The following is a 26598-nucleotide window of genomic DNA, read 5'->3' as shown; positions in this document are numbered from 1 at the left end:
AATGCGCAGGGCCTGGGTTTCGGCGTGGGCCGCCAGGCGCTGCCGCGCGCTGCTGTCGAGCATGGCGGTGTTGGCTTGGTTGACCAGCGTGGCACTGCGCTGTGCCTGAGTCAGCGAGGTGGCCACCAGCAAGGCGACGATCGCCAGCAGGCAAAGGCCGGCCAGCAAGGTGATCTTCCATTGGATGGAGAGGCGGCGCAGCAGCATGGAGCTTTCCTTTTCGAACACTGCAACGCCCGCGGCCAGGCGCGGGCGTTGTGGGTAGCGTGGGTCATTCAGGCACGTAGTTGGGGGGCGCCGAGCGGAACGCCTTGGTCAGCCAGCCCAGGTACAGCAGGCCGAGCGCAGCCCAGATACCGCCAAAGATCAGCGAGTGGGCATTGAGGTCCAGCCACAGCGAAACGATGATGCAGAAGCCGATGGTGGGCAGTACCAGGTACTTCAGCTGGTTCGCCAGGCCCTTGCGGTTGCCCTCGCGAAGGTAGCAATGGTTGATCACCGACAGGTTGACGAAGCTGAACGCCACCAGGGCGCCGAAATTGATGATCGAGGTAGCAGTCACCAGGTCGAAGAAAATCGCCGACAGCGAAATGATGCCGACCACGGCAATGTTCAGTACCGGTGTCTTGTAGCGTGCGTGCAGGCGGGCGAAAACGCGGGCCGGGATCACGTTGTCGCGGCCCATCACGTACAGCAGGCGCGACACGCTGGTCTGCGAGGCCAGGCCCGAGGCGATGGTGTTGATCACCGTGCAGGCAATGAATACCGACTGGAACAGTTTGCCCCCGACATACAGGGCGATTTCCGGCAGCGCCGCCTCGTGGTCATGGAAACGCGCCATGGTCGGGAAGTAGGCCTGGATGAAGTACGACACGGTGATGAACACCACGCCACCGATCAGGGCGGTGAGGAAGATCGCCCGCGGGATGGTCTTGCCCGGGTCGCGGGTTTCTTCGGACAGGCAGGTGACGGCGTCAAAGCCCAGGAACGAGAAGCACAGGATGGTGGCGCCGGCGGCCAGTGCGCTGAACTGGGTTTGACCGTCGGCGAACGGGATCAGGCTCCAGGCCGTGCCAAGCCCTTCACCATGGTGCAGGCCACGCACGCACAGGTAGATGAACACGGCGATGATCGCCACCTGCACGCCCACGAACAGCAGGTTGAAGTGCGCCACCAGGTTCACGCTGCGCATGTTGATCAGGCTGATGAGGGTCACGAAAGCGGCCACCCACACCCACGCAGGTACTTCCGGGAACATCGCCGAGAGGTACAGCTTGGCCAGCAGGGCATTGACCATTGGCAGCAGCAGGTAATCCAGTAACGACGACCAGCCGACCAGGAAACCCACGTGCGGGTTGATCGCGCGCTGGGTGTAGGTGTAGGCCGAACCCGACTGCGGAAAGCGTTTTACCAGGGTGCCATAGCTGACTGCGGTGAACAGGATGCCGGCCAGCGCCAGGATGTACGCGCTGGGCACGTGGCCGGCGGTTATCCCGCTGACGATGCCGAAAGTGTCGAATACCGTCATCGGTGTCAGGTAGGCCAGGCCGATGATGATCACGTGCCACAGGCGCAGGGTTTTGCGAAGTTGGCCGTTGTCGGCAGCGCTAGGGTCATGCTGCATGCTGGCATGGCTCCTGTTGCTGGGCGTGTACGGCGGGCACGGGGTATGGCGCATGCGGCAAGGGCGAGCGGGTGGGCTCCATGTTGTTCACCTTTTATGTTGGAGCGGCGGAAGGCGCGGGGGACGCGCAAAGTGGTGAAAATAAAAAACGATGGGTAGGTGGGTGTCAAGTTAAACATGACAAGATGTTACGCAATTGAAATATTTATCGATTCTTTTTGGGGTTTGTTCGGTTTTTACGCGTTTTTTTGCGGTTATGATCAATTGATGTGTTCGAAAAAATCAACAATTTGACCGTCGGATTAGGCGGTTTGTCGGACGCTTCCGAAAGGCAGGATTTCAGCACTTTGCCCTGCGTCCCTTGCCTGTGGGGGTGATACTCTTCGCACTCTGTGTGGCCCGTGGCCGCCTAATCAGCCCTTACGGACAGCAATCGGTTCAATTCATGAAGAAATCAGTTGGCATTCTTTCCGGCCTGGCTGTCGCCATCGCCGTCGCAACCACCGCTGGCGCCTGGTACACCGGCAAGCAGTTGCCAGCCGAGCTGGACAACGCGGTGGCCCGCAGCAACGCCGAGCTGCAAAAGGCCCTGGTCACCACCGGTGGCAGCATGCGTATCGAGCGGGTGTCGCTGGAACAGCACTTCTTCAGCAGTACCGCCCAGTACCGGCTCAAGGCCCGCGACATCAACGTGGGTGAAGGCGAGGTGATCAACTTCGACGTGGGCGTGACCGACCACATCGAGCACGGCCCATTCCCCTGGTCGCGCATCAAGGCGCTGAAGCTGGTGCCGGTGATGGCCGTTAGCAACAGCACGTTGCAGAAGGACGATGCCGTCGCGCCTTGGTTCGACGCTGCCGGCGGCAAGGTGCCGCTCAGCGCGCAGACCAGCCTGGGTTACGGGGGGGATGTGGTCAGCCAGATTCAACTGGCCCCGCTCAAGCTCGACAAGGCAGACGGCAACCGCCTCGATTTTTCAGGGATGCAATTGGAGGTCAGTGGCGACAAGGACGGCAAGGCCTCCAAGTTCCACGGCCATGCCGACCGTTTGCTGATGAAGCTGGTGAATGACGACCAGCCACCGGCCACATTCGAGCTTCAGGGTCTCAAGCTTGGTGGCAACCTGGCGGCCACGCCTTACGACAATATCTACGTGGGCAACGTCGACCTGTTGTTGGCCGAGGCCAAGGTCACGCTAGGGCCAAAACAGCAGGTCCTGCTGGTCAAGGGCGTGGAGCAGTATGCCCTGCAGAGCCTTGAAACCCCCGATACCGTGGGCGGCCGCGTGGAGTACAAGGTCGGGGACATCAGTTGGGACGGCCGCGCGGTGGGCAAGGCGCAAATGGCGGTGAGCATCACCTCTGTCCATGCCCCGGCGCTGCAGGCCTTGTCGAAATGGTACCAGTCGCACCTGCCGGAGTTCGAAGCTGCCGCTGCTGCCGGCCAGCCGGTGCCGCAAATCCAGATGGACGACGCCGAAAAGGCCCGCTTCCAGGGCGACCTGCAGCAACTGCTGGCGGCCAAGCCCAAGGTGGCGTTGGAAAACCTGTCGTTCAAGACCGCCAACGGCGAGAGCCGCTTCAACCTGGCCATGGATTTCGCCGCGCCGGCCAGCTTCGACCTGCCGCCGGACCAACTGAGCAAACAGGTCCTCACTGAGGTGAAGGGCAAGCTCTCGCTGTCCAAACCCATGATTGGCGACCTGGCGACACTGCAAGCGCTGCTCGATGGCCAAACCGATGCACAGGCGATCGCCATGCAGTCGGGGCAGGCCGGGGAGATGGTCGGCATGATGGCCGTGCAAAGCGGCCTGGCCACCGTGCAGGGCGATGATGTGGTCAGCAGCCTGCACTATGCCGATGGCATGGTCGATTTCAATGGGCAGAAGATGACCGTGGAAGAGTTCGCCATGCTGATGGCCGCGCACCTCGCAGCGCTGTCCCCGCGGGGGTGATGGTTATCCGGCGCTGGCCTGTTGCCGGCCTTACCCGCGAACAGGCCAGCGCCGGCAACACAAAAACCCCTTTAGTAATCGCTGGATTCTCTGTAGCCTTCGGCCTCCGATAATAATCCGCGCCCGCAGAGGGCCGTGGCGGCCTGCGCCGTCCGGCACCCTTAGTCGATCTGTCAGGGCCGGGTGATACACTCGTTGATGCGCACGCGCGCTTGCAGGTCCAGCGATCATGACCCAGATTTCCGAACGCCTGTTGGTTCAGGCCCACCTCGACGCCAAGCAGCCCAACCCGCTGACAGCCGAGCAGGAGGCCGAATACCGTGCGGCCATCGCTGCCGAGCTCAAGGCCCAGAACGCTGTGCTGGTCGCCCATTATTACTGCGACCCGGTCATTCAGGCGCTGGCCGAAGAAACCGGCGGCTGCGTGTCCGACTCGCTGGAAATGGCCCGCTTCGGCAAGAACCACCCCGCCGAAACGGTGATCGTGGCCGGTGTGCGCTTCATGGGCGAAACGGCAAAAATCCTCACCCCGGAAAAGCGCGTGCTGATGCCGACCCTGGAGGCCACCTGTTCGCTCGACCTGGGCTGCCCGGTCGAAGCGTTTTCGGCGTTCTGCGACCAGCACCCGGAGCGCACCGTGGTGGTGTATGCCAATACCTCCGCTGCGGTGAAGGCCCGTGCCGACTGGGTAGTGACCTCCAGCTGCGCACTGGAAATTGTCGAAAGCCTGATGGACAACGGCGAAACCATCATCTGGGGCCCGGACCAGCACTTGGGCCGTTACATCCAGAAGCAGACTGGTGCCGACATGCTGTTGTGGGACGGTGCCTGTATCGTCCATGAAGAATTCAAGTCGCGCCAGTTGGCTGACATGAAGGCGTTGTACCCGGACGCCGCCATCCTCGTGCACCCCGAATCACCGGAAGCGGTGATCGAGTTGGCGGATGCGGTGGGTTCCACCAGCCAATTGATCAAGGCCGCGCAGACCTTGCCGAACAAGACCTTCATCGTTGCTACCGACCGCGGCATCTTCTACAAGATGCAGCAGTTGTGCCCGGACAAGGTATTCGTCGAAGCGCCTACAGCCGGCAACGGCGCCGCCTGCCGCAGCTGCGCGCACTGCCCGTGGATGGCCATGAACACCCTCGAGCGCGTGCTGCACTGCCTGCGCAATGGGGGGGATGAGATTTTTGTCGACCCCGCGTTGGTGCCCAAGGCGATCAAGCCATTGAACCGCATGCTGGACTTCACCCAGGCGGCGCGGCTCAAGCTTTCCGGTAACGCCTGAGATTGCCGGAGGCCGCTCGGCGGTCCAGCACAGCCACCGCGTCGCCTGCTTCGCGGGTAAACCCGCTCCTACGGCTCACGCTACCGATGTAGGAGCGGCTTCAGCCGCGAACACCGGCAACGCCGGTGCCATCCACCGTGTTGGATTCTTCGCGGGCACGCCCGCTCCCACATCGGCAAAGCCGGTGCCACCCACCGCGCCGCCTGCTTCGCGGATAAACCCACCTCAGCTCACGCTACCGATGTAGGAGCGGCTTCAGCCGCGAACACCGGCAACGCCGGTGCCATCCACCGTGTTGGATTCTTCGCGGGCACGCCCGCTCCCACACCAGCAAGGCCGGTGCCACCCACTGCGTAGCCTGCTTCGCGGGTAAACCCGCTCGTAGCGGCCGTGTGTCGCGATGGGCCGCAAGCGGTCTATAGCCAGCCCGACCTCTTGAAACTGGCATACAACCCGGTACATCCCGCAGCAATCACCCCCAACACCGCAAAATAGCCGTAATGCCAGCTCAGCTCCGGCATATTCTGGAAGTTCATCCCATACACCCCGGCAATCGCCGTGGGGAACGCCAGGATCGCCGCCCACGCGGCAAACTTGCGTTGCACGATGCTTTGCCGTGACGACTCGAGGAACATGCCGATCTCGATGGTCTGGCTGGCAATGTCGCGAATGCCCGACAAGTCCTCCATCTGCCGGGTGACGTGGATTTGCACATCACGAAAATACGGGCGCATGTTCTTGTCGATGAAGGGGAAGCTCAGGCGCTGCAGCTCTTCGCTGACCTCAACCATGGGGGCTACGTAGCGGCGTAGGCGCAGGATATCGCGGCGCAGGCTGTGCAGGCGGCGAATGTCGTCCTCTTGCAGTGAGCCACCCAGCACGCTCTGCTCCAGCGCTTCGATCTCGCCATGGATGGCTTCGCTGACTGGCTGGTAGTTTTCGGTGACGAAGTCGAGCAGGGCGTACAGCACGAAGTCTTCACCGTGCTCCAGCAGCAAGGGCCGCGCCTCGCAGCGCTGGCGCACCATGGCATAGGATTTGGAGTGGCCGTTGCGGCAGGTGATGATGTAGCCGTTGCCGGCGAAGATGTGGGTTTCGATGAACTCCAGCTTGCCTTCGTGACGTACCGGCGAGTAAGTGACGATGAACAGCGCGTCGCCGAATGTCTCGAGCTTGGGCCGGCTGTGCTTTTCCAGGGCGTCTTCAATGGCCAGTTCATGCAGGTTGAACTGGCATTGCAGGGTAGCCAGCTCCTCGGCGTTGGGCTCTTCCAGGCCGATCCACACAAAATGCCCGGGCTTGCGTGCCCACTCGCTGCCTTCGTCGATGCTGATGTTGGTGACCTTCCGGCCGGCGCTGTACACCGCTGACGCCACTACTCGACCCATGGTTGCCCGCTTATTCCGGTTGAACACGGTTCATAGCTTGGGCTGTAGACGGCTGAAGAGCAACCTAGCCCTTGCCCAGCTCCCCTTCCATGCGGTCGATGCACTGTTGCATCTGCACACGGCATTGCTCCACCAGCGCTGGCAGGTCCTGCTGGGTCAGGCCCGCGGTGGCAATGGGCGGCAGCGAGCGCACGATCACGGTGCGCCGGCGCCAGCTGTTCAGGCTCAGGCGCCGGGCATAGCGGCTGACGCACACTGGCACGATCGGCACGCCGGCCTCGATGGCCATGTGAAACGCGCCTTTCTTGAACGCCAGCAACTGCTCGCCGGCATTACGTGTGCCTTCGGGGAAAATCCAGATAGAGGTGTCGTTCTGCAGCACCCGGGTGGTCTTCTGCAGGGCCTTGCGCGCCTGGTAGGCGTTGTTGCGGTCGACCAACACGTTGCCGCCCAGCCAGAACAGCTGACCGAACAACGGTATCCAGCCCAGGCTTTTCTTGCCGATGGCGACCGTGCGCTGCGGCACCACCTGGCCCAGCACGAACAGATCGAAGTTGGACTGGTGGTTGGCGACGATCACGCAACCGGGTGGTTGGTCCCACAGCGGGCCGACCTCGGCCTTGACCTTGATGCGCAGCAGCCAGGTGGCCGGCCGGCTGTAAAGGCGGGCGAACAGGCGGCTGTTGTCGGGGTTGAAGGGGCGGCACAGGCCAATGGCCAGGCCCAGGACGCCAACGGCGAGAAAGTGCAGCGCCAGCAGGAGCATGCGCAATAAAAAAAGCATGGTACGACTCACACCAGACAGTCGCCGGGCAGTGTACGGCTGTGCACTGGTGGGGGCAAATGCCGGTGTCAGCTTGTGCTGGCTACTTCGCAGGTGCGCCCGCTCCTGCGCGGGAGCAGCGTACGCCTGCCCCGCGTCGCGGCCAGCAGGCTCAACCCATAGGTTGCTGGTCCAGTTGTATGGCGGTGTCCAAGGCCTCGAGCAGCCCTTTGCGCACCTTCAGCTTGGTGTTCTTGTGCGCCAGCATGTTCAACTTCTTCAATTCCAGCGCCACGCTCAGCGCCGCTTCCTGCAGTTGCTCGGCAGGCACCACCTTGTCGAGGAAGCCGGCATCCACCGCCGCATGCGGGTCAAACACTTCGGCGTTGATCACCGACCGGTGGAAGGCCGAGCGGCGCAGACGGTCGCGGGCCAGTTCGATGCCGGCGTGGTGCATGGTCATGCCGATCTGCACTTCGTTCAGGCAGATCTTGTAGGGCCCTTCGACGCCAATGCGGTAGTCGGCCGACAGCAGCAGGAAGGCGCCCTTGGCCACGGCATTGCCCGGGCAGGCGACCACTACCGGGAAGGGGTGAGCCAGCAGGCGGCGGGCGAGGGTGGACCCGGCGGTAACCAGGCTGATGGCTTCCTGTGGGCCGCGGGTCATCACCTTCAGGTCGTAGCCGCCCGATAGAATGCCTGGCTGCCCGGTGATGATCACCACCGCGCGGTCCTCGGTGGCGCGGTCCAGCGCGGCATTGAACGCGCTGATGACATCCGGCGAGATCGCATTGACCTTGCCGTTGTTCAGAGTCAGGGTGGCGATGCCGTCTTCGGCGTGGTAGGTAATCAGCTCGCTCATGGCAGAGTCCTTTTGTTGGCGTGGCACCGACGTTACCCAGCGCGATGGGCAAGGTAAAGCAGCAAGGCTGACTGGTCGGTCAGCGCCCAGCCGGGCTCTGGTGCAAATACATGAAAAAACTGAAAAAAATGCTTGCCAAAGGGGAACGCTTTCACTAAATTAGCGCACCTCGACGGGCCGCACGGCTTGGAGAGAAACGGTGAAGTGTCCGAGTGGTCGAAGGAGCACGCCTGGAAAGTGTGTATACGAGAAATCGTATCAAGGGTTCAAATCCCTTCTTCACCGCCACATTCTGAAAAGCCCCGCAAATCAATGGTTTGCGGGGCTTTTTCATTTCCGATTGTACTACTCGATTGTACTACTCGACCTAGCACCAGCTTAAGCCGATTTGCTCCGGCAGGACGTGCTCTCCAATTCGGGTCGTAACCGTTTGGCTGTCCCGGTTGTCACTGTGGCTTCTATTACCTGCTCTAACGTTGCTGCACCTAGAGTATGGCGGTTAGGATGCCATGACATCCTGTGACGAGAGTCGATCTGATGGAAAAACATAGAGCGCTTACATTCAGCCTTGAGGCCGAGTCTGCCGAACATCTGCGAAAGCTCCTTGAGTTGGCTTTGTTTGACTTGGACAAGCTGATGGAGAAGTCTCAGGAGCTGGAAGAGGGGGAGTCCGTTCCAGCTGCTATGACAGGCGATATGGGAAGTTACCAAATGGTTTATAAGCTTGGTTCCCATGCAGTGGTGGATGCACACGCCAGTTTACTTGAGCAGGGTTATAAGTGTACTGAGTCAGCAAAATGGACTGGCCAGCCTTACAACGTGTATGAGCATTCGGAGCGAGCGGCAGTAAGACTGTACTTTGATGATGGTAGAGTCATAGACCACGATGCTGCTGAACACGACGCTAGTTGCATTCGGTTCTGACTTGGCGCTACACCATCTAGGTCATAGTGAGTGGTAAGCGGTACGGCTAGTCTGATGTTGGCGTATGTGACAAACCAGACTTATGTAATTCGCTAAATTTGGTTGACATGCAGATATGGTTCGTGCTAAGTATCGACAATAAGTCTTATGCGATGGCAATATGGTATCATTCGTGGCGGCTGGGTATTCATCGTGCTGCAAGTCGTGCATGGTTATACGGAAATCTAGGCATGGAGTCTCAAACCAGAAATGCGAATAACGCTTAGCGCTCGCTATCATAGCGGCGAAACGAATTTCAATGGATTAGATGCTTACTATGGAGCGGATTCGCTTGGAGGGTTTGCCGAGGCTGTGTGTATTACTACACATGCTATATTGAACAAGGAAGTAAAGACTCAGACTCCAGCAACTTCCGGATTTGACCTTAAGTTCAAGGAGAATCACAGAGGCTCGTATGTTCAAAAGTTCACACTAGAGCTAACGGATCAAAACGCCATAAGCAATTTCACCTATCTGGGATTGAATGGCTTTATCGAGCTGTTAACTTTCCATATGGGGTCGCCGTTAGGTCTGAATAGGCCAGTTACCGGGCGTGCTGCGCGTAAGTGGCTGAGAGATGATATGGAAGACTCTGAGGCGCTCTTAGAGCGACTAGAGCGCCCTCTTAAGCGAATTCATCACCCTGTCACCGGGCAGGGATATCAGGTTACGGTATATCGGGCTCAGACGCCCATTCTTGAGTTTAACGAGCAGACCTATGACTATCTTGCTGGGGGCGAGACGAGTGAGCGAGTGGAGACACTTGATTTATCGGTAAGTAGATTTAATATTCGCACAGGTACAGGTCGATTTACCACTGATGGTGATGCAGAGTCAATAAGCTTTTCCCCAGTCCATGGGTACCTGTCTCAAGCAGCAAAGATACGACTTGCAGACAGTTTAGTGTCTGGTGCGCGTGGCGAGGAAAGACCGGTACGGGTTACGGTCAGACGAGTGTTGTCACGTGATGGTAGAACTAAACATTTGATATTGCAGGGTGTACATGAAATATAACGCTCTATACGTATCTATAGCGCTATTGGTTGGGGTTTGGGGGCTTTATTTCAGCAACTTTCATGGCGTGTTGTCTGACTCGCAGGGTGATTGGGGTACCTTCGGTGATTTCACTGGCGGGGTGGTGAATCCGCTCCTAAATTTTATAACAATTTATTTGCTGATAACTCAATATCGTACTTCGCGTGAAGATATGGCGCTTGAAAGAGCGGAGTCCGACGTGAAAGCCTTTGAAAGTTCTTTCTTTACGTTCACGACGATAGCACTTGACGAGTATAAAGGGTTCGAGCTAATCATTGAAGGGCGGGCTGTAAAAAGCGCAGAGGCTATAGGGCTCATACAAGCAAAGATAGAGGCGGCGGCCGGAGCTGGGGATGCGAGAACTATATTGGCAGAACTGGATCGTGTGACTAATGATTCTATTTATTCACTTATTGCGAGTTTCTGTGTTGTATTTCGTTTGATTCAGGATTCCTGTCCTACTCAAGCAAAGTCGAAATATATTCAAACCTTGAGTATGCTGCTTCCTATTAAAGTTACATACCTGTTATGCATCTGCGAGGCCTGCACTAACTGGGCTATGCTGGATCACCCGCGTGATCTAGGTTATTACGATAAAGAGTCTGTTAAAATTGTGCTAGATCATTTCAGGTCGTTCGCATGAGCTCGCGCCATACTTTGCCTATGCTGCCCGATTGAAGTCAATTGTCATTCCAAGGTCCTTGACTTCACTGCGGGATCCTCATATAGTCGACAACTTGCCGCAAACACCACAACCCACATCCGCCACGGTAACGTGATCTCGGAGTGTGGTTTTTCTGCGTCTGCGATTTGACAACCAACACACACCGGCAACCACCCAGAGGACTTGCCTATTGAACAAACCGAACAAGGAGACCATAAATGACTGACGCATTCTGCATATTCCCCAAGGCCCTCATGGCCGCTCAGCACTACATCAGCCTGACCACCGGCGAAGAAGTCCAGTTTACTCCCTCGAACAAGATTCTTTGGCTGGTAGTCAAGGATCGATACGACTTCTTCACTGGTCGTGGAAATGAATGGTTCGACAACCATGACGATATAGCGGCACTGTCTGGAACCACTCCTAGCACCGTGAAACGATTTCTGGCGGAGCTGACCAAGCACGGCTACCTCCGTACCACGAAGAGAAGGGTTAACGGCTGTGCATTCTCGAATAGCTACGTTGTCGTTCAGGACCTTGTTCTGTCTTCTGCGGGGCCCGTCGGGAAGCCTAAGACAATGCCTGTAAGTCCGGCCATACAGCAACGGCCTAAGCCAACACTGGTGCACAGCCCCTCTTACGATGAGACTGCGGAATGGGATTGGGACATTCGAGAGTCGGCTTGATTCAGAAGTTCAAATTGAACCGTGTCCAGTAGGTCAAATTGACCCCTGTCAGCGGTTCAAATTGGTCCCCTAATAATAATGATTTTAAGTAATAATGAAAGTATTAAGAATGAATTCCCGGTGTTGACAATAGAGAGGAAATCTCTCGAACTAAGCACGGTGAAGGGACTTCACGAGAGTATTACCTCCGTCGTCAACGACACAACAGCACACCCCGCTCCGAAGGAGCAGTTAGCACCGTAAAAGTGTATTGGGCGGATATGGATACGTAAGTATCCGCCCCAAGAGAATGGCATTTCCCTTCCAATGGTATTAACCTGTGTCGTAGACGACACACATGATCTTCCTTAATGGTATAAATTGTGAAGTCCCTTCACAGTTCAACAGCTTCGCCTACCGGCGTGTACACCATCTGAACGTATTCCGGGGGGTATATACGTAGTACCCCCGGAGAATCTTTGATGTGCAAAACAGCTTCGAAGTAGCGGGCGGACTGTCTCCTGCGGAGCGGGTGTGCAATCTATTGTGTCGTCAACGACACATGTATGTTACTGGCGTGCGAGAGCACTGAGCAGTAACCCTGCCCATTGGCGATTTGGCTGAATTGTTTGAAGCAGCTATGCTGATGCTTCACCGAACATTCAGTTACAGGAGCTGTTCATGGATCTAAAGGATTTCATCGCCAACAGCCTGACGCAGATAGCGGAAGGCATTCTACAGGCAAGCGAAGCGTTAGCTGATACAGATGCTGAGGTTAACCCCACCAATGTTAATCTTCACTCAAGCACAAGTCAGGTATATGGTTCTACTCGTAAACCAGAAGAAGATAGCACGAAGTTTCAATATCGCCTTATCGAGCGGGTGAGCTTTGATGTGGCTGTAACGACAGAGGGGTCAACAACGGGCAAGGCTGGTCTTAAAGTTGGGGTTGCTAGTTTCGGCCTCAATACCGGTGGTGAACTTACGGACAAGACCGGCCAGGCATCCCGAATTCAATTCGCTATTCCAATGGTGTTCCCGTCCAAGCGAAACCTTGGCAAAAAAGGGTAGTTCAATAACCTCCGTTTAACCCGGTGGAAACTCCCTGAAATCATCAGGTTTAATCCATTGGTATTGCCCTGATTGTTATGTCCGGTTCGCTGCACCCCGCATTATCTCTGGGGTGTGGCTTGCTGGTGCTAAGCCGGACACGTTAATCCCTTTCAAACTGAGGTTTCTGCAACGGAAACACGGATTTGATCGTCAATCGTCTGTTTTCAGCAGTAGGGTATGTATCCCCAAGCCCCAGACAGCCAGAACACCCCATCGGCTACGATGGAGCGAATCACCAGACATGAAGATACACATGAAGGATCAGATAACAGCCGATGCCCTGGAGCTACTTCTAAACCAGCAGGCATTACGTGCAGCAGTCGAAGAGGTGAGTCTGTGGGTCAAGGAACTACGAAGGTGCATGACGACGTGTTGAGGGCCTTGGCCACCCTTGATGCAAACGCCGAAGGCATCACCCCTGGGATTGAGTCGCTTCGGTCTCAGTAGCTCATAAAAGGATCGGTTGTCGGCACCAGCGTAAGGAGGGTTGTAGTGGTGTCATAAAAATAGGGGTTGAAACTATATGGCCTTTTGGTAAGGTGGCCCCACGTTTGATGACACCACCGATGACACCACCGATGACACAACCACAAGGAGCCCGCCGACATGTCCCGTACCTTCCTCTACTGCCGCGTAAGCACCGTATCTCAGCACAACGAGAACCAAGTGCAGGAAGTGAAGGCGGCAGGTTTCGACGTGCAGCCCAGCCGTGTAGTGGAAGAGAAGATCTCAGGCAGTGTTCCCGCCTCTGAGCGTCCGGGCTTTCAGAAGCTGCTGGAACGTATCGAGTGTGGAGATGTACTCATCGTCACCAAGTTGGACCGCCTTGGCCGCAACGCCATGGATGTACGGCAGACGGTCGAGCAATTGGCTGTTGCGGGCATACGGGTGCATTGCCTCGCCTTGGGTCGTGTGGACCTGACATCGCCAGCAGGCAAGATGACCATGCAAGTGCTGTGTGCAGTGGCAGAGTTTGAACGTGATCTGCTGATCGAGCGTACTCAGCAGGGGCTTGACCGGGCCAAGGCCGAAGGCAAGAAGCTGGGCAGACCCGAAGCCACTAACACCACTCGTGCAGTGCTGGAGTTAAAGGCACAAGGCAAGTCTCAATCTGAGGTTGCTCGTGAGCTGGGGATTGGGTTGTCTACGGTCAAGCGGCACTGGGGCAAGGTGATGGTGGTGAGCGCGCCTGGAGCTAAGGCACAAACACTGGGTCAGCCCGATGCGTGATGTAGTGGAGAGTTAGTGTGATGGTGGCCTGTCGCTAACAGGCTTCGCTTCAACAGTGAGAACAGTCAACGAGGAAGGGAAGATGTTCACACACCCACGCTGCATGATCTCTGAGAGCGAATCGGGGATCTCCGCTCTTGAACAACGTAACTTATTTATAGAAAACCAGCGTTTCCAGTGACCCGGAGAGGGGGCCGCTAAGCACCTGGGGCGTTTCTGACCAGATCCTACACTCAAGGCTCAGGGTTATTTTCTAGGCTGGCGTAATAGAGCGACCCCCACCCCATGCGATCCGTTCGCGGCGGGGGGCAAGGTATTTACACCGGAATCCATCCGTTGCTTTGGTACGTGGCCCACACATTTGTAGCGAGGTAGCACGCCAAGCCAAGAACGAGCATTACATTCCTTGCTTTGTACCAGCGGTGAGCTTCGCGATCCTTTTTAAGTCGCTGCAAGGTTTCTGCCCGCAGTTGGTTGTTAGGGTGTGCAAGGGCAGCAGCGTTTATGCGTAGATAGCTGATGTTTGCTTCGATGCGTTTGAATCCGCAAGCAGCGCTGGCAGCGAAGATGAGTAGGCTTAATAGCAGGAGCGTCGCTTCGTTCAGGCCGATCCGTTCGTAGGGGTTTGTCTGGGCAAGGTAGGCACAAGCAGCCAGAGTTGCTCCGAGGATGAAGTAATCGAATTTGCTTGTTGCTTCGTTGTGGATCGTTATCAGCTGATCGACGCGGCTTTGATGGCTGGACATTCGTGTTACCTTGGGTGGCCACACCCGAAGGGGGTGTGGCCTGGTTGGCTTAGAACTCGAAGGTGAGCTGATGCGGAGCACTGCGGTAATGCTGGCAGACATGCTCCCAGCGGCCGAAGCGGAAGCGTGGATAGGCGTGAACGTACACGGTTTTATTGCGGGGTGCCGACGAGCGGCGAGGATGGCGTCTACGCATGGTAGTCATTGCTCTCTATAGGAATTGCAGAAGGTGCAATCCTCTGGGCGTGACGACGAGTACACAGAATGTGTATTGACGTGACGGTCACGCTATTGGCTTAATGACCACCTGCCCAGATTCATGCGTTCTTAGAAATGCGCGTATCGGGGAGGGCGAGCAGGGCACGTGAAGTTTGGCGACAGACCGTGCTCAGCTCGCTAGCTTACCTCTACAACCCCCAAGATATGGGGGTTTTGCGTTTCTGGGGATACAAGATAATGCGGTACAGGGGTCTTTGCAAGGTAACCGCCTGTGGATAACTTGTGCGTACTTTGTGAGTGAATGGTGGGTATTCGCTGCAGCCCTCGTGTCCAGTGGTGTGCCTGTTTCGCTGGGGCGTCGCCTCGCATGCAGAATTTTCGGGCGTGTACGTTGCAACAAAAAACAGTTCACTCGATGCCTGTGCGTATCTATAGCGGCGAATTGTCGACGATGAATTCGAATTGTTGGACCTCGACGACTATGCGTGCAATGCGATCTGTAGCCATCAACCTCACGCTACGCATAGCCCCCGACGCATGACGCGAGGTACACGCTGAAGGGTGCTACCAAGAGCTAACCGATTTATGTGTGCCATTAGCCCTCTTCCGTGCGGGCTTCGTCTCGCCTGCATGACCGCTGAAGCTATTTACAGAAGCCTGGCGTACACAGTGACTGGAGGGCGATCCGCTTAGCCATGCCGGTAGAACCGAGCCAGCTTATTTTTCCCAGCTGGTGTAGAAGGCACCTCCACCCTGTGTAATCCTGTCAGCGGCGTGCATAGAATACGGTGTAAAGCGGATGATCCAAGGGAGGTGCGTTTGTGCATGAAGTAGATTCACCGGATTACAATAAGGCTCGTGGATTCCTAATTGGCTTCTCACTTCTCGTGTTATTGCTTTGGTTCTTTGGTATCGACATCGCTAAGCTTAAGATTATGGGGAGCCAGTTGGAGCTGCACCGTAATGGTGAGTATGTTTGGTTGGTTGTAGCATCAATCAATGCATACTTATTGCTCAGGTTCTATCAGCGTCTTCCAGAGCGTGCTTTGAAGCCGGATGCAAGTATGCATAAAGTAGTCGATGAATGTTTGATATCGATGTGCAAGAGGCTCTACAAGCGTGATGCCAACCGCTTTGCTCAGAAAGCATTAGAAGAAGATGAAGGCGTCCCGGTGAAAATTCTAAGATTGAGGATGGGAGGTCTTCTTTCATATCATGAGGAAATAGAAAGGGTGCAGTCAGATCAGTGCGGAGCTAAGCACCCATGGAACTATAGTTATCCAGAGCGTGCTGAGCTTAGCTATTCTCTGATCAAGGTATATATAAGGCGGGGTGAGCAAGTTACTTCTCATGGTGGTAGGCGGTATATAGTTACTCCCCATCGTGTGATCTATTCATTAATCTTTATGTATGCCTTCTTTAAAGGGCTGCTTGGCAAGCCTTGGTTTACTGATAATGTAATTCCCCTGATGCTTGGAATCCTTGGCGTGTCGGTGGCGCTCTCACAGTGGCTTAATGTGTGGTTTAGCTAAGCGGCAGCGTAAGAAGCTTGGAAATCGCTTCAAGCTTCTGCTTGGCTGATGCCCCTTTATAGTAGGTGTCATGAGTAACTGAGCCGGTTTCGTCACCCACCAATTCCTTGGCGAGTGCATCCGGTACATCAGCTCGAATCAGTTCAGTCACCACAGTGTGACGGAAGCTGTGAAATACGTGCAGTGAGCTGAATCCAGCGGCTGTCCTGAGACGGCCAAACGCTTTCGAGATTGCGTGTGAACGTTTCCCGTACTGGTTGTTAGTGTTGGTTGGGATCAAATAGCCATCAGTCGTATCATTCAGGAGTCGGAGCACGATTGGTTGAAGGCTCGGATGGATCGGTACAACACGTTTGCTCGCCTTGCTCTTGCTCTTCGGGAAGTCAAAGCATTCGACGCCATCGACTACGATCACGGATTCTCGGTTGAGCTGGGTTAGTTCTTCGATTCGTCCGCCTGTGTACCAACCGAACGTAATCAGGTCTGCGAGAGCTTGATCTCCATGGTCCATGGCTGCTTTGTGTAGCTTGATGGCATCCTCTTAGGAGTAGATCTCCCTGTCCTGGCCAGCCGTTTCAGAGCCGCCTCCTTGTGGAAGGTCATGGCCCGTAAATGGATTCGCCTTGTCCTTGTATTCGTCACGCCATACCGCATCGTACTTGATCGCCCATTTCCAGAAGGCAGTGCCCGCCATAAGGTATTGGGAGAGTGTCTTTGGTGCTCGGTTCAGTGACTGCAACCAGTGGTCTACCGCGTCGAAGTCGAGCTTTAGGTCATGTTTGGCCAGATGCTTGGTGAGCCGTTCCATTTTACCCAATTGTTGATCTACATGTTTTGCGGCACCGCCACGGCTCTCCCTGAACTCACGGAAGGCTGCGAGTCTGGCCTTGGTGATAGGTGACTTTGGTTTGTGGGCTTTCGGCTCAGCAACGATGCCTGTCATTGACTCGACCTCAGTAGGGGAGAGGTCAAGTTTGTCCGTATAGAATGCTGAGAAGTCTTCTTGGAACGTCTTTTGTTGGAAAGCGAGCCAAGCCATTTTCGTGGCTTGCTCTTCCTGTGGAAGTGCCTTCAACCGCTCCAGTTCGGCTTCTCGTTCTGGGCCGATGTGGTTGTAGAAGCCCTGCCGCCACGAGTTGGCGAACGCTGGATTGCTAATCAGCTCACTAACGATGTCGTAGCCCTCTGGGTTAGACTCATCAGTAGCAATGTCCCGTTTCATGTCCCTGAACTGCTGGTTGTAGTGGGTAACCTGGGCCGCCACCTCGTCCTTCCATGCATCTCCACGGTTCTTACGAAAGTCCCTCGCTGCCTGTATCTGTGCTTTCCATTCGGCAAGGATTGGGAGTCGCCTGCTCATGGCTTCCTTGCGTAAGCCGGTATTGAGGGTCTGGATGAACACCTTCCTACCGATCTTGTGTTGCACGTCTGCCGGAACAGCGAGCCTCACGTACCAAGTGGATTCGCCTTTCTTTTGGATCAGGTTGTCTGCCATCGGGATTGCCCAGCGGGAGGGGGGTAGTACAGCGAATTGTACTACTCAATTGTACTACTATGTTAGCTGTATCCCGCTAAATACGGGGCTTAAAGGGTTGCGAGGCGGGAAAATTCAAATCCCTTCTTCACCGCCACATTCTACGAAAAGCCCCCGCGCTGAAAAGCACGGGGGCTTTTTGTTTCAAGGCCCATTGGGCCGGCTGCAAAGCCCCTGTGGCAGCGGGCATGCCGGCGATGGGCCGCACGCGGCCCTGAATATCAGAAACTGACCGAAGCTGACAGCCGGGCACTGCGCGGCGCGCCCTGGAACAGGTAGTTGTCACCCAGGTAGTCGCCCACATCGCGCCAGTAACGCTTGTCGAACAGGTTGTCCACCGTCAGCCGCAGTACCGTGTCATACCCGCCGACTCGCGTACGATAGCGGCTGCCTACATCGAATACCGTATACCCACCAACCGCCACATTCCCCGCCTGGCTCGCATACTTGCTGGCGCTGTAGCGTGCGCCGCCCAGCAACGCCAGGCCTGCGACCGGCAGGGTGTATTCGGCGTGCAGAGCTGCGCGCAAGCGTGGCACGTTGATCGCCTGGTGCCCTTCATAGTCGGGCGTGCCGCTGTCCTGCACCCGCGCCCGAATGGCCGCTGCGCTAGCTTGCACCTGCAGCCTGCGGGTCAGCCAGCCGCTGGCGCCCAGTTCCAGGCCGATGTTCTTCTGCTGGCCTTGCTGCACGTAAGTGAAGCTGCCGGCGCCGTCGGGGCGCGCATACTGGTAGGCCTGGCGAATCTGAAACAGCGCGGCGCTGAGGCTCAGCGCCTGCAAGTCGTGCTTGACGCCTAGCTCCAGCTGGTGTGATGTTGTCGGCGCAAGGATTTCGGCGGCGTTGCTGGCGAACCAGGGCGCCGTCCCGCCAGCAGACAACCCCTTGGCGTAGCTGACATACACGGTGGTCTCCGGCTGCGGCTTGTAGATGAGCGCAGCATTGGGCAGCAGCTGGTATTGGCGGGTATGGCGCCCCGCAACGCCGGTCTCGTCCCAGGTCTGCTCGTCCAGGCGTATCTCACGGGCACCCAGCACGGTTTGCCATTGGTCGTTGAAACGGATGCTGTCGCTGACGAACGGGCCGTACTGGCGGCTGTCCAGTCGGCGCTGGCTGGCGCCAAGCGGCTTGTCGGACGGCTCGAAAGCCGGGGCCCCGGTGTAGATGTTGCCGGTACCCAGCCACTCGTTGTAATACGGGCGCTGGTCCAGCGTGCGCCGCTGGGCGCTGCTGCCCACGGTCAGTTCGTGGCCCACCCCCAAGCCATCGAAGCGCCCGGTGAGCAGGGCCTGGGCCTCGTCGGTGCGGCGGGTGTCGTCTGGGCTGCGGTAGTCGTAGATGTCGTAATCGCCCGTGCTGCCGAAGTACGCGCCTTCACTCGAGCCCCAGGCAAACGCGCTGTAGTCATCGATCACCACCTTGCTGCGCGAAGCGCTGAGGGTGCCGGTCCAGTTGTCGTTGAAGCGGTACTCGAAGCGCCCGCCCAGGTTCAGCGAGTCGGTCTGCACCGGCTTTGCCCAGTGCTGGTAGGCCAGCCGGTCATCCGGGTCGATGCCGTGCGGCACTGCGCTGCCGCCGAGCAACTGGTAACCGGGCACCGAGCGCTGTTCGCGGTGCTGGTATTCAGCGTCCAGCTGCAGGGTGGCGTCGGGGCTGATCTGCCAGTCGAAGGCCAGCGAGGCGAAGTCGCGCTGGCCATCGGCGTGGTCGACGTACGAGCGCAGGTCTTCATGGGCCAGGTTGGCGCGCAGGCCGAACTGCTGTTCGCTGCCAAACCAGCCGCCAAGGTCGGTGGCCAGGTAGCGCTCGCCCTGTTCGTTGGTCGACAGCGTAAGGCTGCGCACCGCTTCAGCGCGCTTGGTCACGTAGTTGATCAAGCCGCCGGGGGCCGCTACGCCGCTCTGCAGCCCGGACAGCCCCTTGAGCAGTTCCACCTGCTGCTTGTTCTCCAGGGCGACGCTCTGTTCGCCGGCGATGGTCTGGCCGTTGATGCGGTAGCTGCTGGCCGCGTTCAGCGCAAAGCCCCGCACATTGAAGTTTTCGTAGTAACCGATGGGGGCATAGCTTTCGCCAACCGACGCGTCGCTTTGCAGCACCTGGCTGAGCATGCGCACCTGGCGGTCTTCCAGCAGTGTCTGGCTGAACACACTGATCGAAGCCGGGGTGTCGAGCAGGGGGGCGGGCTGGAAGCCACCCACTGCTGCCTCGCTGGCCTGGTAGCCGTCGTTGGCGTAGGTATCGACGACCTGCACCGGGGCCAGCAGCACGCTGCCCTGGGCGAGCACGGCGGGGCACTGCAAGGCCAGGCCCAGGCCGAGCAGGCTCAGGGGCAGACGGGGAGGGCGCGGGGGCATGCGGGGGGCTCCTGGAGGCGCGACAGGCCGGGAAAAGGCGGCATCTTATCAGCCGCCTTTACCCTAAGACGATCCAGCGTTGCGCTCGGCCGTCAGGCAGATGCGCCTGGCCGTTTGTGCTGGCGCCAGTTGGCGTCGATTTTTCGACCAGGCTAGGCCGCCTTGGCGGAGGGGCGAGCTTCGGTTCTACGCGCGGCAAGCAGCCATGCCAGCAATGCCAAGGCGCCGATGACCAACCCTGCCGCGACGATGCCCAGCCAGCCTTGACGCTGGTACAGCTGCGTGCCCAACAAAGAGCCCAGCGCACCGCCAATGAAGTAGCAGGTGATATACCCGGCGTTGAGGCGTGTACGCGCTTCGGGCCGCAGGGCGATCACGGCGTTCTGGTTGCTCACGTGGACCAGTTGCACCGCCAGGTCGAGCATCAGCACGCCCAGCAGCAAGGCCAGCAGTGACTGTTGGGCAAACCCCAACGGTACCCACGACAGCAGCAATACCACCAGGCCCACGGTGATGCCCAGCTGGCCCTTGCCTCTGTCGGCCAGGCGCCCGGCCCAGTTGGCCGACAGTGCACCGGCTGCACCCGCCAGGCCGAACAGGCCGATCACCGCATCTGAATAATGGTAAGGAGGGTTTGCCAGCAGAAATGCCAGCGGTGTCCAGAACAGGGCGAACAGGCTGAATGCCAGCAGGCCCAGCAGCGAGCGCAAGCGCAGGACCGGCTCTTCCAGGAACAGGCGGAACACCGAGCCGATCAGCGCCGGGTACTTCAGCCCGGCATGGCTGTGGTGTTGCGGCAGGCAGCGGTACAGCGCCACGGCGGTAATCGCCATCAGCACGGCGGCCAGCACATAGATACTGCGCCAGCCGCCCAGTTCGGCCATGAAGCCGGCCGCGGTGCGCGCCAGCAGAATGCCCAGCAGCAGCCCGCTCATCAGGGTGCCGACCGCACGGCCGCGCTGCTGCGGCTCGCTCAGCGAGGCAGCCATGGGCACCAGAATTTGTGCCACTACCGAGAACAGGCCGGTCAACGCCGTACCAAGAATCAGCCACGGCAGGCCAGGGGCACAGGCGCTGATGACCAGGCCGAGAGTGGCAATGGCGGTCATCACGGTAATCAGCCGACGCTGCTCGAACAGGTCGCCTAGCGGTGCCAGCAGCAACAGGCCGGCGCCATAGCTGAGCTGGGCGGCAATCACGATACTGCCGGCGCTGGCGGTGCTCAGGCCGAATTGCTGGGCAATGCTGTGCAACAGCGGCTGGGCGTAGTAGTTACTGGCCACGGCCAGGCCGGTGGCGGTGGCCATCAGCAGGATCAGGGTGCGGCTGAGAGGAGGGGCGGGCATGTGTTTCTCGTAGCGGGCAGCAGCAAGTGGGGTATTATCGGCAAGTGCCGGGCACGGCGCCAATGCATTTGCGGGGCCGGGGGCGGCGGGTGGCGCTCGATCTACCGTGTGCCACTGCACCAAAGGCAAGCGCCCGCCAGCCCAGCCCCGCCACCAACGGCGCAATCAGGCGGCAAAGCCACCGTCCACCGTCAAGCTCGCTCCCGTGATATAGCCCGCCTCAGGCCCCGCCAGGTAGGCCACGAAGCTGGCAATCTCGTCCGCTTCGCCATACCGCCCAATTGCCATCAGCGGGATCAGGCTCTCGGCGAATTCGCCGCTGGCCGGGTTCATGTCGGTGTCCACTGGCCCTGGTTGCACGTTGTTCACGGTAATACCCTGCGGCCCCAGGTCGCGCGCCATGCCGCGGGTCAGGCCGACCAGCGCCGACTTGCTCATGGCATAAGGCGCGCCGCCGGCAAACGGCATGCGCTCGGCATTGGTGCTGCCAATGTTGATGATGCGCCCGCCCTGGCCCATGTACCGCGCTGCGGCCTGGCTGGCGACAAAGACACTGCGTACGTTCACCGCCAACGTGCGGTCGAAATCGGCGAGGTCGAATTCGGTGAGCGGCGCGACCGTCAGTACCCCGGCGTTGTTGACCAGGATATCCAGCCGGCCGAAGGCCTTCACTGTGTCATCCACGGCCAGCTGCACGGCAGCGGCATCGGCGCTGTCGGCGCGCAGGGCCAGGGCCTTGCCGCCGTTGTCGCCGATTTCCCGTGCCAGGTCTTCTGCCGGCCCGGCAGAGCTGACGTAGGTGAAGGCCACTTGCGCACCCTCGCGGGCCAGGCGCCGCACGATAGCCGCGCCAATACCCCGGGAACCGCCCTGTACCAGGGCCACCTTGCCTTCGAGTGTAAGTTGCTTGGACATGCTGATCTCCTGCTGTAAGCCAGGCTGGAATGCCTTGGATAGGCGCAGTATCGGCGCTCGATTACCTGCTGATAAGATGGCAATCACTATAAGCAGAGTAAACTTTTGGTTGCCAATCATGGCCATGGAATCGTTCAACGCGTTGGAATGCTTCATCCGCAGTGCCGAGGTAGGCAGCTTTGCCGAAGCGGCCAGGCGCTTGCGCATTACGCCGGCTGCCGTGGGCAAGCACGTTGCGCAGTTGGAGGCGCGCCTGGGGGTGCGGTTGTTCCAGCGTAGTACCCGCAAGCTGACCTTGACCGAAGCAGGGCAGCGTTTTCTTGGCGAGGTAAGCGACAGCTTTCGCACCATTCAGTATGCGGTGGCCAACCTGGCCAGTGCCGAAGGGCAACCGGCCGGGCTGCTGCGGGTCAGCATGGGCACGGTGTTCGGGCGTTTGTACGTGCTGCCCTTGCTGGGCGAATTTCTGCGCCGCTACCCAGCCATTACTCCGGACTGGCATTTCGATAACCGCCAGGTCGACCTGATCGGCCAGGGCTTCGACGCGGCCATTGGCGGTGGTTTTGAACTGCCGCCGGGGGTGGTGGCGCGCAAGTTGACCCCGGCGCACCGGGTGCTGGTGGCGGCGCCGGCGTACCTGCAGCGGCATGCACAGATCGATGAGCCGCACGTGTTGCAGCGCCATGACGGCATTCTGATCCGCTCGCCGCAGACCGGGCGGGTGCGCTCGTGGCCGTTGACCAGCCGCTGGCAGGGACAGCAGCCATTGCTCTTGCGCCAGGCCATGACCATGAGCGATTCGGACGCTGCCTGCGCGGTGGCCGAGCAGGGGCTGGGGATTGCGCTGGTGAGTTTGCCGTTCGCGGTGCCCTACCTGCAGGCCGGCCGGTTGCAGCGGGTGTTGCCGGACTGGTATGTGGACGATGGGCATATCAGCCTGTATTTCGCCGAGCACAAGCTGTTGCCGGGCAAGACCCGTGCATTCGTCGATTTCATCGTCGAGCAGTTCGCCGAGCAGGGCCTGGCGGGGCGCTTCGATGCCCTGCAGTGTTAGTAGGCGTCAGGCAACATCAACGACGAACAGTACCTGCACTCCCAGGCTCACCTCATCGTCCACCCGCTTACCCAGCAACACTTGCCCCAGCGGCGAGCGCGGCGTGATCACTGTCACCAGCCCGTCTGCTGCGGCAATCTTCAGGCCGGCAGCCTCAGGCCCCAGAAACACCCGACGTTGTTCGCCGGCCTCATCCTCCAGGGTCACCAGGTTGCTCACCTGCACCCCGCGCGCCGGGTCGTAGTCGCGCAGCAGCAGTTGCTGGTAAATCAGCAGCGCCTGGCGGATTTGCGCACTGCGTCGGGCTTGCCCGGTGGCCAGGTACGAGGCCTCCAGGCCCAGGGTGTCGTACTTGTTCTCGGCGATGTTCTCTTCCGCCGTGGCGGCTTCATAGGCGGTTTGGGCCGCACGGGTCAGCACGTCCAGGTCATGTTCCAGGGTGGCGACGATCTGTGCCAGCAGGTGGTGCTTGCGCGTGGTCAATAACAGAACTCCAGCACGTTGGCCTGGCTTTTGTCGGTAGGTGCAGTGCGATTCTGTTGCAGCCAGAACTGGCATTTGGGGCTGTTCAGGTTGCGCGGGTTACCCTGCGCAGCCTCAGCGGCCTGTTGTTGTTCCTGTTGCTGCAGCATGTGCTTGTAGCGCTCGAACATTTCAGCTTGCGCATCGGCCGGTTGCACCGGTGCCGGTGCTGGTGCCACGGCCGGGGCCGCGGCTTGCCGCTCGGGCGGGAGCGGCCACAGTTGATGGGCCAGCAGCAGGCTAAGGGCAATCGCCATTGCGCCAAGCCACAGGCCCAAAGCCACGCACAGTATCAACTGCAACGGCTTCAGGGTGATGGTCAGTTCACGGCGGCGGGGCATGGCGGCCTCCTTGGCAAGTGGGCGGGGTGCATTGTCGCATGCTGTCGGGCAGAATCCGCGTTTTTACGCAAGTTAAAGGGAACGGCGCATGAAAGCCACCTGGGACATCTTCTGCAGCGTGGTCGACAACTACGGCGATATTGGCGTGACCTGGCGCCTGGCCCGGCAGTTGGTGGCCGAGCATGGCCTGGCGGTGCGCCTGTGGGTGGATGATCTCAACGCCTTCACGCCCATGTGCCCCGGCGCCGACGCCAACGCTGCGCAGCAGTGGCAGCAGGGCGTGGACGTACGCCAGTGGCCGGCGGCCTGGTTGCCGGTAGCGCCTGCCGATGTGGTGATCGGTGCCTTTGCCTGCCAGTTGCCAGCGGCCTATGTCGAGGCCATGCGGGCCTGCCCCCGGCCACCACTGTGGTTGAACCTTGAATACCTCAGTGCCGAGGATTGGGTAGAGGGTTGCCATGGTCTGCCGTCGCCGCAGGCAAATGGCCTGCGCAAAGTGTTCTTCTTCCCCGGCTTCACCGAGAACACCGGTGGCCTGCTGCGCGAGGCTGAGCTGCTGGCCCGCCGCGACGCGTTGCAACAGTCGGCGGCTGCCCGGCAGGCGTTCCTGCAGGGGTTGGCTGTAAGCCCCGCGCCCGGGGCGCTGCTGATCAGCCTGTTCGCCTATGAAAACCCGCAACTGGGCAACTGGCTCGAGGCCTTGGCTGCCGGTGACCAAGCCTGCCACCTGCTGGTGCCGCAAGGCCGTGTGGTCGCCGGCCTCAGCCACTGGCTTGGCGAGGCGCCGCTGCAGGCCGGGCAGGTGCGCACGCGTGGTGCGCTGACCGTGCAGGTGTTGCCGTTCGTCAGCCAGGATGATTTCGACCGGCTGCTGTGGTGCTGCGACTTCAATGCGGTGCGGGGCGAGGATTCGTTCGTACGAGCGCAGTGGGCCGGGCAGCCCATGTTGTGGCACATCTACGTGCAGGACGAGAATGCTCACTGGGAAAAGCTCGAAGCGTTCCTGGCGCATTACCGACGCGGTTTGTCAGCCGATGCCGGCGCCGCGTTGCTGGGCCTGTGGCGGGCCTGGAACATGGATCAGGACATGGGCCAGGCCTGGCAGGCAGCCCGCCGGTATTGGCCGCAACTGCAGCAACACGCCCGGCGCTGGGCGGCGCAACAGGCCGCTCAGCCGGACCTTGCCACGGCGCTAGTACACTTTTATGGAAATTCGCTATGATATGCGGCCTCGATTTTTATAAATCCATCCAGATTCGGATACTTCGTAATGAAAACTGGTAAAGAACTGAAACCCGGTACCGTGCTGCGCATCGACAACGACCCGTGGCTGGTTCAAAAAGCTGAGTTCACCAAGTCGGGCCGTAACAGCGCGATCATGAAAACCAAGCTGAAGAACCTGCTGACCGGCTACAAGACCGAAACCGTATACGGTGCAGACGACAAGCTGGACGACGTGATCCTGGACCGCAAAGAAGCGACCCTGTCGTTCATCAGCGGTGACTCGTACACCTTCATGGACACCAGCGACTACACCATGTACGAGCTGAACGAAGAAGACATCGAAGCTGTTCTGCCTTACATCGAAGAAGGCATGGAAGACGTCTGCGAAGCTGTGTTCTTCGAAGGCCGCCTGGTATCGGTTGAACTGCCGACCACCATCAGCCGTCAGGTTGTCTACACCGAGAACGCTGCGCGCGGCGACACCTCGGGCAAGGTCATGAAGCCTGCCAAACTGAAGAACGGTACCGAGATTTCGGTTGCCGACTTCATCCAGATCGACGAGTGGATCGACATCGACACCCGCGACAACAGCTTCAAGGGCCGTTCCAAGAAGTAATGCTTCTTGTGAAAGGCAAAAAACCCGGCTTCGGCCGGGTTTTTTTGTGTCTGCCAATTGTGCATCGCTGCACCTGGAGGGCAGGCTTAAACGGCTACGTGCAGCCGCACATCCACATTGCCGCGGGTGGCATTGGAGTACGGGCACACCTTGTGCGCCTTTTCCACCAGCGCTTCGGCGTCGGCCTGGGCCAAGCCGGGCAGGCTGATGTGCAGATCGATGTCCAGGCCGAAGCCGCCAGGAATCTGGCCAATCCCCACCTTGGCGGTGATCGAAGCATCGGCCGGCAAGGCTTTTTTCTCTTGCCCTGCCACGAACTTCAAGGCGCCGATGAAGCACGCCGAGTAGCCGGCGGCAAACATCTGCTCAGGGTTGGTGCCGTCACCGCCAGCCCCACCCAACTCTTTCGGAGTGCTCAGCTTGACGTCCAGCTTGCCGTCACTGGAACGGGATTTACCGTCGCGCCCACCGGTGGAGGTAGCTTCTGCGATGTACAGCGGAGTGACCTTTTGCATCTTGAGCCTCGCTAATGCGCTGTGCGCCCCCGTTGGCGGGAGGACGCGGGTTGGTGTGGAATTTAAATTAGCGCGCAATTAGTTAGCGCGCAAGATAAATATTCACCGCTCAGCCGAACGGCCATTGCCCA

General features: G+C 58.9%; 26 protein-coding genes and 1 tRNA gene. 13 read left to right on the top strand and 14 right to left on the bottom strand.

The window, feature by feature from the left end; all coding sequences use genetic code 11:
- Positions 1-271: 271 nt before the first annotated feature.
- Positions 272-1624 (bottom strand): APC family permease, encoded by a 1353-nt coding sequence (locus tag GEV39_RS17790; RefSeq protein ID WP_173890758.1) that lies wholly within the window; start codon positions 1622-1624, stop codon positions 272-274.
- A 445-nt stretch (positions 1625-2069) separates the two neighbouring features.
- Between GEV39_RS17790 and GEV39_RS17785 the strand changes: the two genes are divergently transcribed.
- Positions 2070-3578, top strand: a complete 1509-nt coding sequence (locus GEV39_RS17785; RefSeq protein ID WP_173890757.1) for a YdgA family protein — start codon at positions 2070-2072, stop codon at positions 3576-3578.
- 229 nt (positions 3579-3807) lie between these two features.
- Positions 3808-4866 carry a quinolinate synthase NadA gene (nadA, locus tag GEV39_RS17780; RefSeq protein ID WP_009684090.1) on the top strand — a complete coding sequence of 353 codons (1059 nt, stop codon included), beginning with the start codon at positions 3808-3810 and terminating at the stop codon, positions 4864-4866.
- Positions 4867-5282: 416 nt separating this feature from the next.
- Here the strand turns inward: nadA and GEV39_RS17775 are convergent, their stop codons facing one another.
- The 3 genes from GEV39_RS17775 to GEV39_RS17765 form a co-directional block, all read right to left on the bottom strand.
- A complete protein-coding gene (locus GEV39_RS17775; RefSeq protein ID WP_009684091.1) occupies positions 5283-6254 on the bottom strand; it encodes a magnesium and cobalt transport protein CorA in 972 nt (323 codons plus the stop codon).
- A gap of 64 nt (positions 6255-6318) precedes the next feature.
- Positions 6319-7038, bottom strand: a complete 720-nt coding sequence (locus GEV39_RS17770) for a lysophospholipid acyltransferase family protein (RefSeq protein WP_173890756.1) — start codon at positions 7036-7038, stop codon at positions 6319-6321.
- Between the two features lie 151 nt (positions 7039-7189).
- Positions 7190-7879, bottom strand: coding sequence for a crotonase/enoyl-CoA hydratase family protein (locus tag GEV39_RS17765; RefSeq protein ID WP_173890755.1), 690 nt, complete (start codon positions 7877-7879; stop codon positions 7190-7192).
- Positions 7880-8077: 198 nt separating this feature from the next.
- Here GEV39_RS17765 and GEV39_RS17760 point away from each other — a divergent pair.
- From GEV39_RS17760 to GEV39_RS17730, 7 genes are all read left to right on the top strand, one after another.
- A tRNA-Ser gene (locus tag GEV39_RS17760) sits at positions 8078-8167 on the top strand.
- Positions 8168-8416: 249 nt separating this feature from the next.
- Positions 8417-8803 carry a hypothetical protein gene (locus GEV39_RS17755; protein ID WP_173890754.1) on the top strand — a complete coding sequence of 129 codons (387 nt, stop codon included), beginning with the start codon at positions 8417-8419 and terminating at the stop codon, positions 8801-8803.
- 249 nt (positions 8804-9052) lie between these two features.
- Entirely contained in the window at positions 9053-9856 is an 804-nt protein-coding gene (locus GEV39_RS17750) for a DUF7947 five-stranded beta-barrel domain-containing protein (protein WP_173890753.1), read from the top strand.
- Complete coding sequence (locus tag GEV39_RS17745) at positions 9846-10520, top strand: hypothetical protein (protein WP_173890752.1); 675 nt, start codon at positions 9846-9848, stop codon at positions 10518-10520. Before GEV39_RS17750 ends, GEV39_RS17745 begins: the two co-directional genes overlap by 11 nt.
- Positions 10521-10759: 239 nt before the next feature.
- Positions 10760-11227 carry a helix-turn-helix domain-containing protein gene (locus GEV39_RS17740; protein WP_173890751.1) on the top strand — a complete coding sequence of 156 codons (468 nt, stop codon included), beginning with the start codon at positions 10760-10762 and terminating at the stop codon, positions 11225-11227.
- 660 nt (positions 11228-11887) lie between these two features.
- Positions 11888-12277 carry a hypothetical protein gene (locus GEV39_RS17735; protein WP_173890750.1) on the top strand — a complete coding sequence of 130 codons (390 nt, stop codon included), beginning with the start codon at positions 11888-11890 and terminating at the stop codon, positions 12275-12277.
- Between the two features lie 648 nt (positions 12278-12925).
- Positions 12926-13549, top strand: coding sequence for a recombinase family protein (locus tag GEV39_RS17730; protein WP_173890749.1), 624 nt, complete (start codon positions 12926-12928; stop codon positions 13547-13549).
- A gap of 317 nt (positions 13550-13866) precedes the next feature.
- Here the strand turns inward: GEV39_RS17730 and GEV39_RS17725 are convergent, their stop codons facing one another.
- Both GEV39_RS17725 and GEV39_RS17720 read right to left on the bottom strand, forming a co-directional pair.
- The gene (locus tag GEV39_RS17725; RefSeq protein ID WP_173890748.1) at positions 13867-14295 is read right to left on the bottom strand and encodes a hypothetical protein; all 429 of its coding nucleotides are present in this window, start codon (positions 14293-14295) and stop codon (positions 13867-13869) included.
- Between the two features lie 49 nt (positions 14296-14344).
- Positions 14345-14491, bottom strand: a complete 147-nt coding sequence (locus GEV39_RS17720) for a hypothetical protein (RefSeq protein ID WP_173890747.1) — start codon at positions 14489-14491, stop codon at positions 14345-14347.
- An 844-nt stretch (positions 14492-15335) separates the two neighbouring features.
- Between GEV39_RS17720 and GEV39_RS17715 the strand changes: the two genes are divergently transcribed.
- Positions 15336-16046, top strand: a complete 711-nt coding sequence (locus GEV39_RS17715; protein ID WP_173890746.1) for a hypothetical protein — start codon at positions 15336-15338, stop codon at positions 16044-16046.
- Here the strand turns inward: GEV39_RS17715 and GEV39_RS26160 are convergent.
- The 5 genes from GEV39_RS26160 to GEV39_RS17695 all read right to left on the bottom strand — a co-directional run bounded on the left by GEV39_RS26160 (position 16039) and on the right by GEV39_RS17695 (position 22195).
- The gene (locus GEV39_RS26160; protein WP_249414290.1) at positions 16039-16557 is read right to left on the bottom strand and encodes a tyrosine-type recombinase/integrase; all 519 of its coding nucleotides are present in this window, start codon (positions 16555-16557) and stop codon (positions 16039-16041) included. The two genes, GEV39_RS17715 and GEV39_RS26160, sit on opposite strands and share 8 nt — an antisense overlap.
- Before the next feature lie 30 nt (positions 16558-16587).
- Positions 16588-17541: a DUF6538 domain-containing protein gene (locus GEV39_RS26155; protein WP_249414289.1), complete on the bottom strand. Its 954-nt coding sequence runs from the start codon at positions 17539-17541 to the stop codon at positions 16588-16590.
- Positions 17542-17801: 260 nt separating this feature from the next.
- Positions 17802-19934 (bottom strand): TonB-dependent siderophore receptor, encoded by a 2133-nt coding sequence (locus GEV39_RS17705; protein ID WP_173890745.1) that lies wholly within the window; start codon positions 19932-19934, stop codon positions 17802-17804.
- 152 nt (positions 19935-20086) lie between these two features.
- Positions 20087-21280, bottom strand: a complete 1194-nt coding sequence (locus tag GEV39_RS17700) for an MFS transporter (protein ID WP_173890744.1) — start codon at positions 21278-21280, stop codon at positions 20087-20089.
- Positions 21281-21445: 165 nt separating this feature from the next.
- Positions 21446-22195 carry a 3-oxoacyl-ACP reductase family protein gene (locus GEV39_RS17695; protein ID WP_009685217.1) on the bottom strand — a complete coding sequence of 250 codons (750 nt, stop codon included), beginning with the start codon at positions 22193-22195 and terminating at the stop codon, positions 21446-21448.
- Positions 22196-22313: 118 nt separating this feature from the next.
- On the opposite strand from GEV39_RS17695, the gene GEV39_RS17690 reads away from it, so the two are divergent.
- The gene (locus GEV39_RS17690; RefSeq protein ID WP_173890743.1) at positions 22314-23249 is read left to right on the top strand and encodes a LysR family transcriptional regulator; all 936 of its coding nucleotides are present in this window, start codon (positions 22314-22316) and stop codon (positions 23247-23249) included.
- A 6-nt stretch (positions 23250-23255) separates the two neighbouring features.
- On the opposite strand, the gene GEV39_RS17685 is transcribed toward GEV39_RS17690, so the two are convergent.
- On the bottom strand, positions 23256-23732 hold the full coding sequence (locus GEV39_RS17685; RefSeq protein WP_173890742.1) for a GreA/GreB family elongation factor: 477 nt from the start codon (positions 23730-23732) through the stop codon (positions 23256-23258).
- The gene (locus GEV39_RS17680; RefSeq protein WP_173890741.1) at positions 23729-24112 is read right to left on the bottom strand and encodes a hypothetical protein; all 384 of its coding nucleotides are present in this window, start codon (positions 24110-24112) and stop codon (positions 23729-23731) included. Before GEV39_RS17680 ends, GEV39_RS17685 begins: the two co-directional genes overlap by 4 nt.
- Before the next feature lie 88 nt (positions 24113-24200).
- Here GEV39_RS17680 and earP point away from each other — a divergent pair, with 88 nt between their 5' ends.
- A complete protein-coding gene (gene earP, locus GEV39_RS17675) occupies positions 24201-25334 on the top strand; it encodes an elongation factor P maturation arginine rhamnosyltransferase EarP (protein ID WP_173890740.1) in 1134 nt (377 codons plus the stop codon).
- Between the two features lie 48 nt (positions 25335-25382).
- Positions 25383-25952, top strand: coding sequence for an elongation factor P (gene efp, locus GEV39_RS17670; protein WP_009685223.1), 570 nt, complete (start codon positions 25383-25385; stop codon positions 25950-25952).
- Between the two features lie 86 nt (positions 25953-26038).
- Here efp and GEV39_RS17665 read toward each other — a convergent pair whose 3' ends face one another.
- Entirely contained in the window at positions 26039-26467 is a 429-nt protein-coding gene (locus GEV39_RS17665; RefSeq protein WP_054913037.1) for an organic hydroperoxide resistance protein, read from the bottom strand.
- Positions 26468-26598: the final 131 nt, after the last annotated feature.

This window comes from Pseudomonas sp. NY5710 (genome assembly GCF_013305665.1).
In the GTDB taxonomy this organism is placed as follows: Bacteria; Pseudomonadota; Gammaproteobacteria; order Pseudomonadales; family Pseudomonadaceae; genus Aquipseudomonas; species Aquipseudomonas juntendi.
The sequence above is the reverse complement of the archived record's forward strand: the minus strand, read 5'-3'. Positions and strand labels throughout refer to the sequence as shown.

Bases quoted from the DNA above. Each gene is read 5' to 3' on its own strand.
- GEV39_RS17730 (WP_173890749.1), top strand. From the start codon at position 12,926: ATGTCCCGTACCTTCCTCTACTGCCGCGTAAGCACCGTATCTCAGCAC.
- GEV39_RS17750 (WP_173890753.1), top strand. From the start codon at position 9,053: ATGCGAATAACGCTTAGCGCTCGCTATCATAGCGGCGAAACGAATTTC.
- GEV39_RS17665 (WP_054913037.1), bottom strand. From the start codon at position 26,467: ATGCAAAAGGTCACTCCGCTGTACATCGCAGAAGCTACCTCCACCGGT.
- GEV39_RS17770 (WP_173890756.1), bottom strand. From the start codon at position 7,038: ATGCTTTTTTTATTGCGCATGCTCCTGCTGGCGCTGCACTTTCTCGCC.
- nadA (WP_009684090.1), top strand. From the start codon at position 3,808: ATGACCCAGATTTCCGAACGCCTGTTGGTTCAGGCCCACCTCGACGCC.
- GEV39_RS17790 (WP_173890758.1), bottom strand. From the start codon at position 1,624: ATGCAGCATGACCCTAGCGCTGCCGACAACGGCCAACTTCGCAAAACC.
- GEV39_RS17775 (WP_009684091.1), bottom strand. From the start codon at position 6,254: ATGGGTCGAGTAGTGGCGTCAGCGGTGTACAGCGCCGGCCGGAAGGTC.
- efp (WP_009685223.1), top strand. From the start codon at position 25,383: ATGAAAACTGGTAAAGAACTGAAACCCGGTACCGTGCTGCGCATCGAC.
- GEV39_RS17745 (WP_173890752.1), top strand. From the start codon at position 9,846: ATGAAATATAACGCTCTATACGTATCTATAGCGCTATTGGTTGGGGTT.
- GEV39_RS17700 (WP_173890744.1), bottom strand. From the start codon at position 21,280: ATGCCCGCCCCTCCTCTCAGCCGCACCCTGATCCTGCTGATGGCCACC.
- earP (WP_173890740.1), top strand. From the start codon at position 24,201: ATGAAAGCCACCTGGGACATCTTCTGCAGCGTGGTCGACAACTACGGC.
- GEV39_RS17720 (WP_173890747.1), bottom strand. From the start codon at position 14,491: ATGCGTAGACGCCATCCTCGCCGCTCGTCGGCACCCCGCAATAAAACC.
- GEV39_RS17735 (WP_173890750.1), top strand. From the start codon at position 11,888: ATGGATCTAAAGGATTTCATCGCCAACAGCCTGACGCAGATAGCGGAA.
- GEV39_RS17690 (WP_173890743.1), top strand. From the start codon at position 22,314: ATGGCCATGGAATCGTTCAACGCGTTGGAATGCTTCATCCGCAGTGCC.
- GEV39_RS17785 (WP_173890757.1), top strand. From the start codon at position 2,070: ATGAAGAAATCAGTTGGCATTCTTTCCGGCCTGGCTGTCGCCATCGCC.
- GEV39_RS17740 (WP_173890751.1), top strand. From the start codon at position 10,760: ATGACTGACGCATTCTGCATATTCCCCAAGGCCCTCATGGCCGCTCAG.
- GEV39_RS26160 (WP_249414290.1), bottom strand. From the start codon at position 16,557: ATGGACCATGGAGATCAAGCTCTCGCAGACCTGATTACGTTCGGTTGG.
- GEV39_RS17755 (WP_173890754.1), top strand. From the start codon at position 8,417: ATGGAAAAACATAGAGCGCTTACATTCAGCCTTGAGGCCGAGTCTGCC.
- GEV39_RS17680 (WP_173890741.1), bottom strand. From the start codon at position 24,112: ATGCCCCGCCGCCGTGAACTGACCATCACCCTGAAGCCGTTGCAGTTG.
- GEV39_RS17725 (WP_173890748.1), bottom strand. From the start codon at position 14,295: ATGTCCAGCCATCAAAGCCGCGTCGATCAGCTGATAACGATCCACAAC.
- GEV39_RS26155 (WP_249414289.1), bottom strand. From the start codon at position 17,541: ATGGCAGACAACCTGATCCAAAAGAAAGGCGAATCCACTTGGTACGTG.
- GEV39_RS17765 (WP_173890755.1), bottom strand. From the start codon at position 7,879: ATGAGCGAGCTGATTACCTACCACGCCGAAGACGGCATCGCCACCCTG.
- GEV39_RS17695 (WP_009685217.1), bottom strand. From the start codon at position 22,195: ATGTCCAAGCAACTTACACTCGAAGGCAAGGTGGCCCTGGTACAGGGC.
- GEV39_RS17705 (WP_173890745.1), bottom strand. From the start codon at position 19,934: ATGCCCCCGCGCCCTCCCCGTCTGCCCCTGAGCCTGCTCGGCCTGGGC.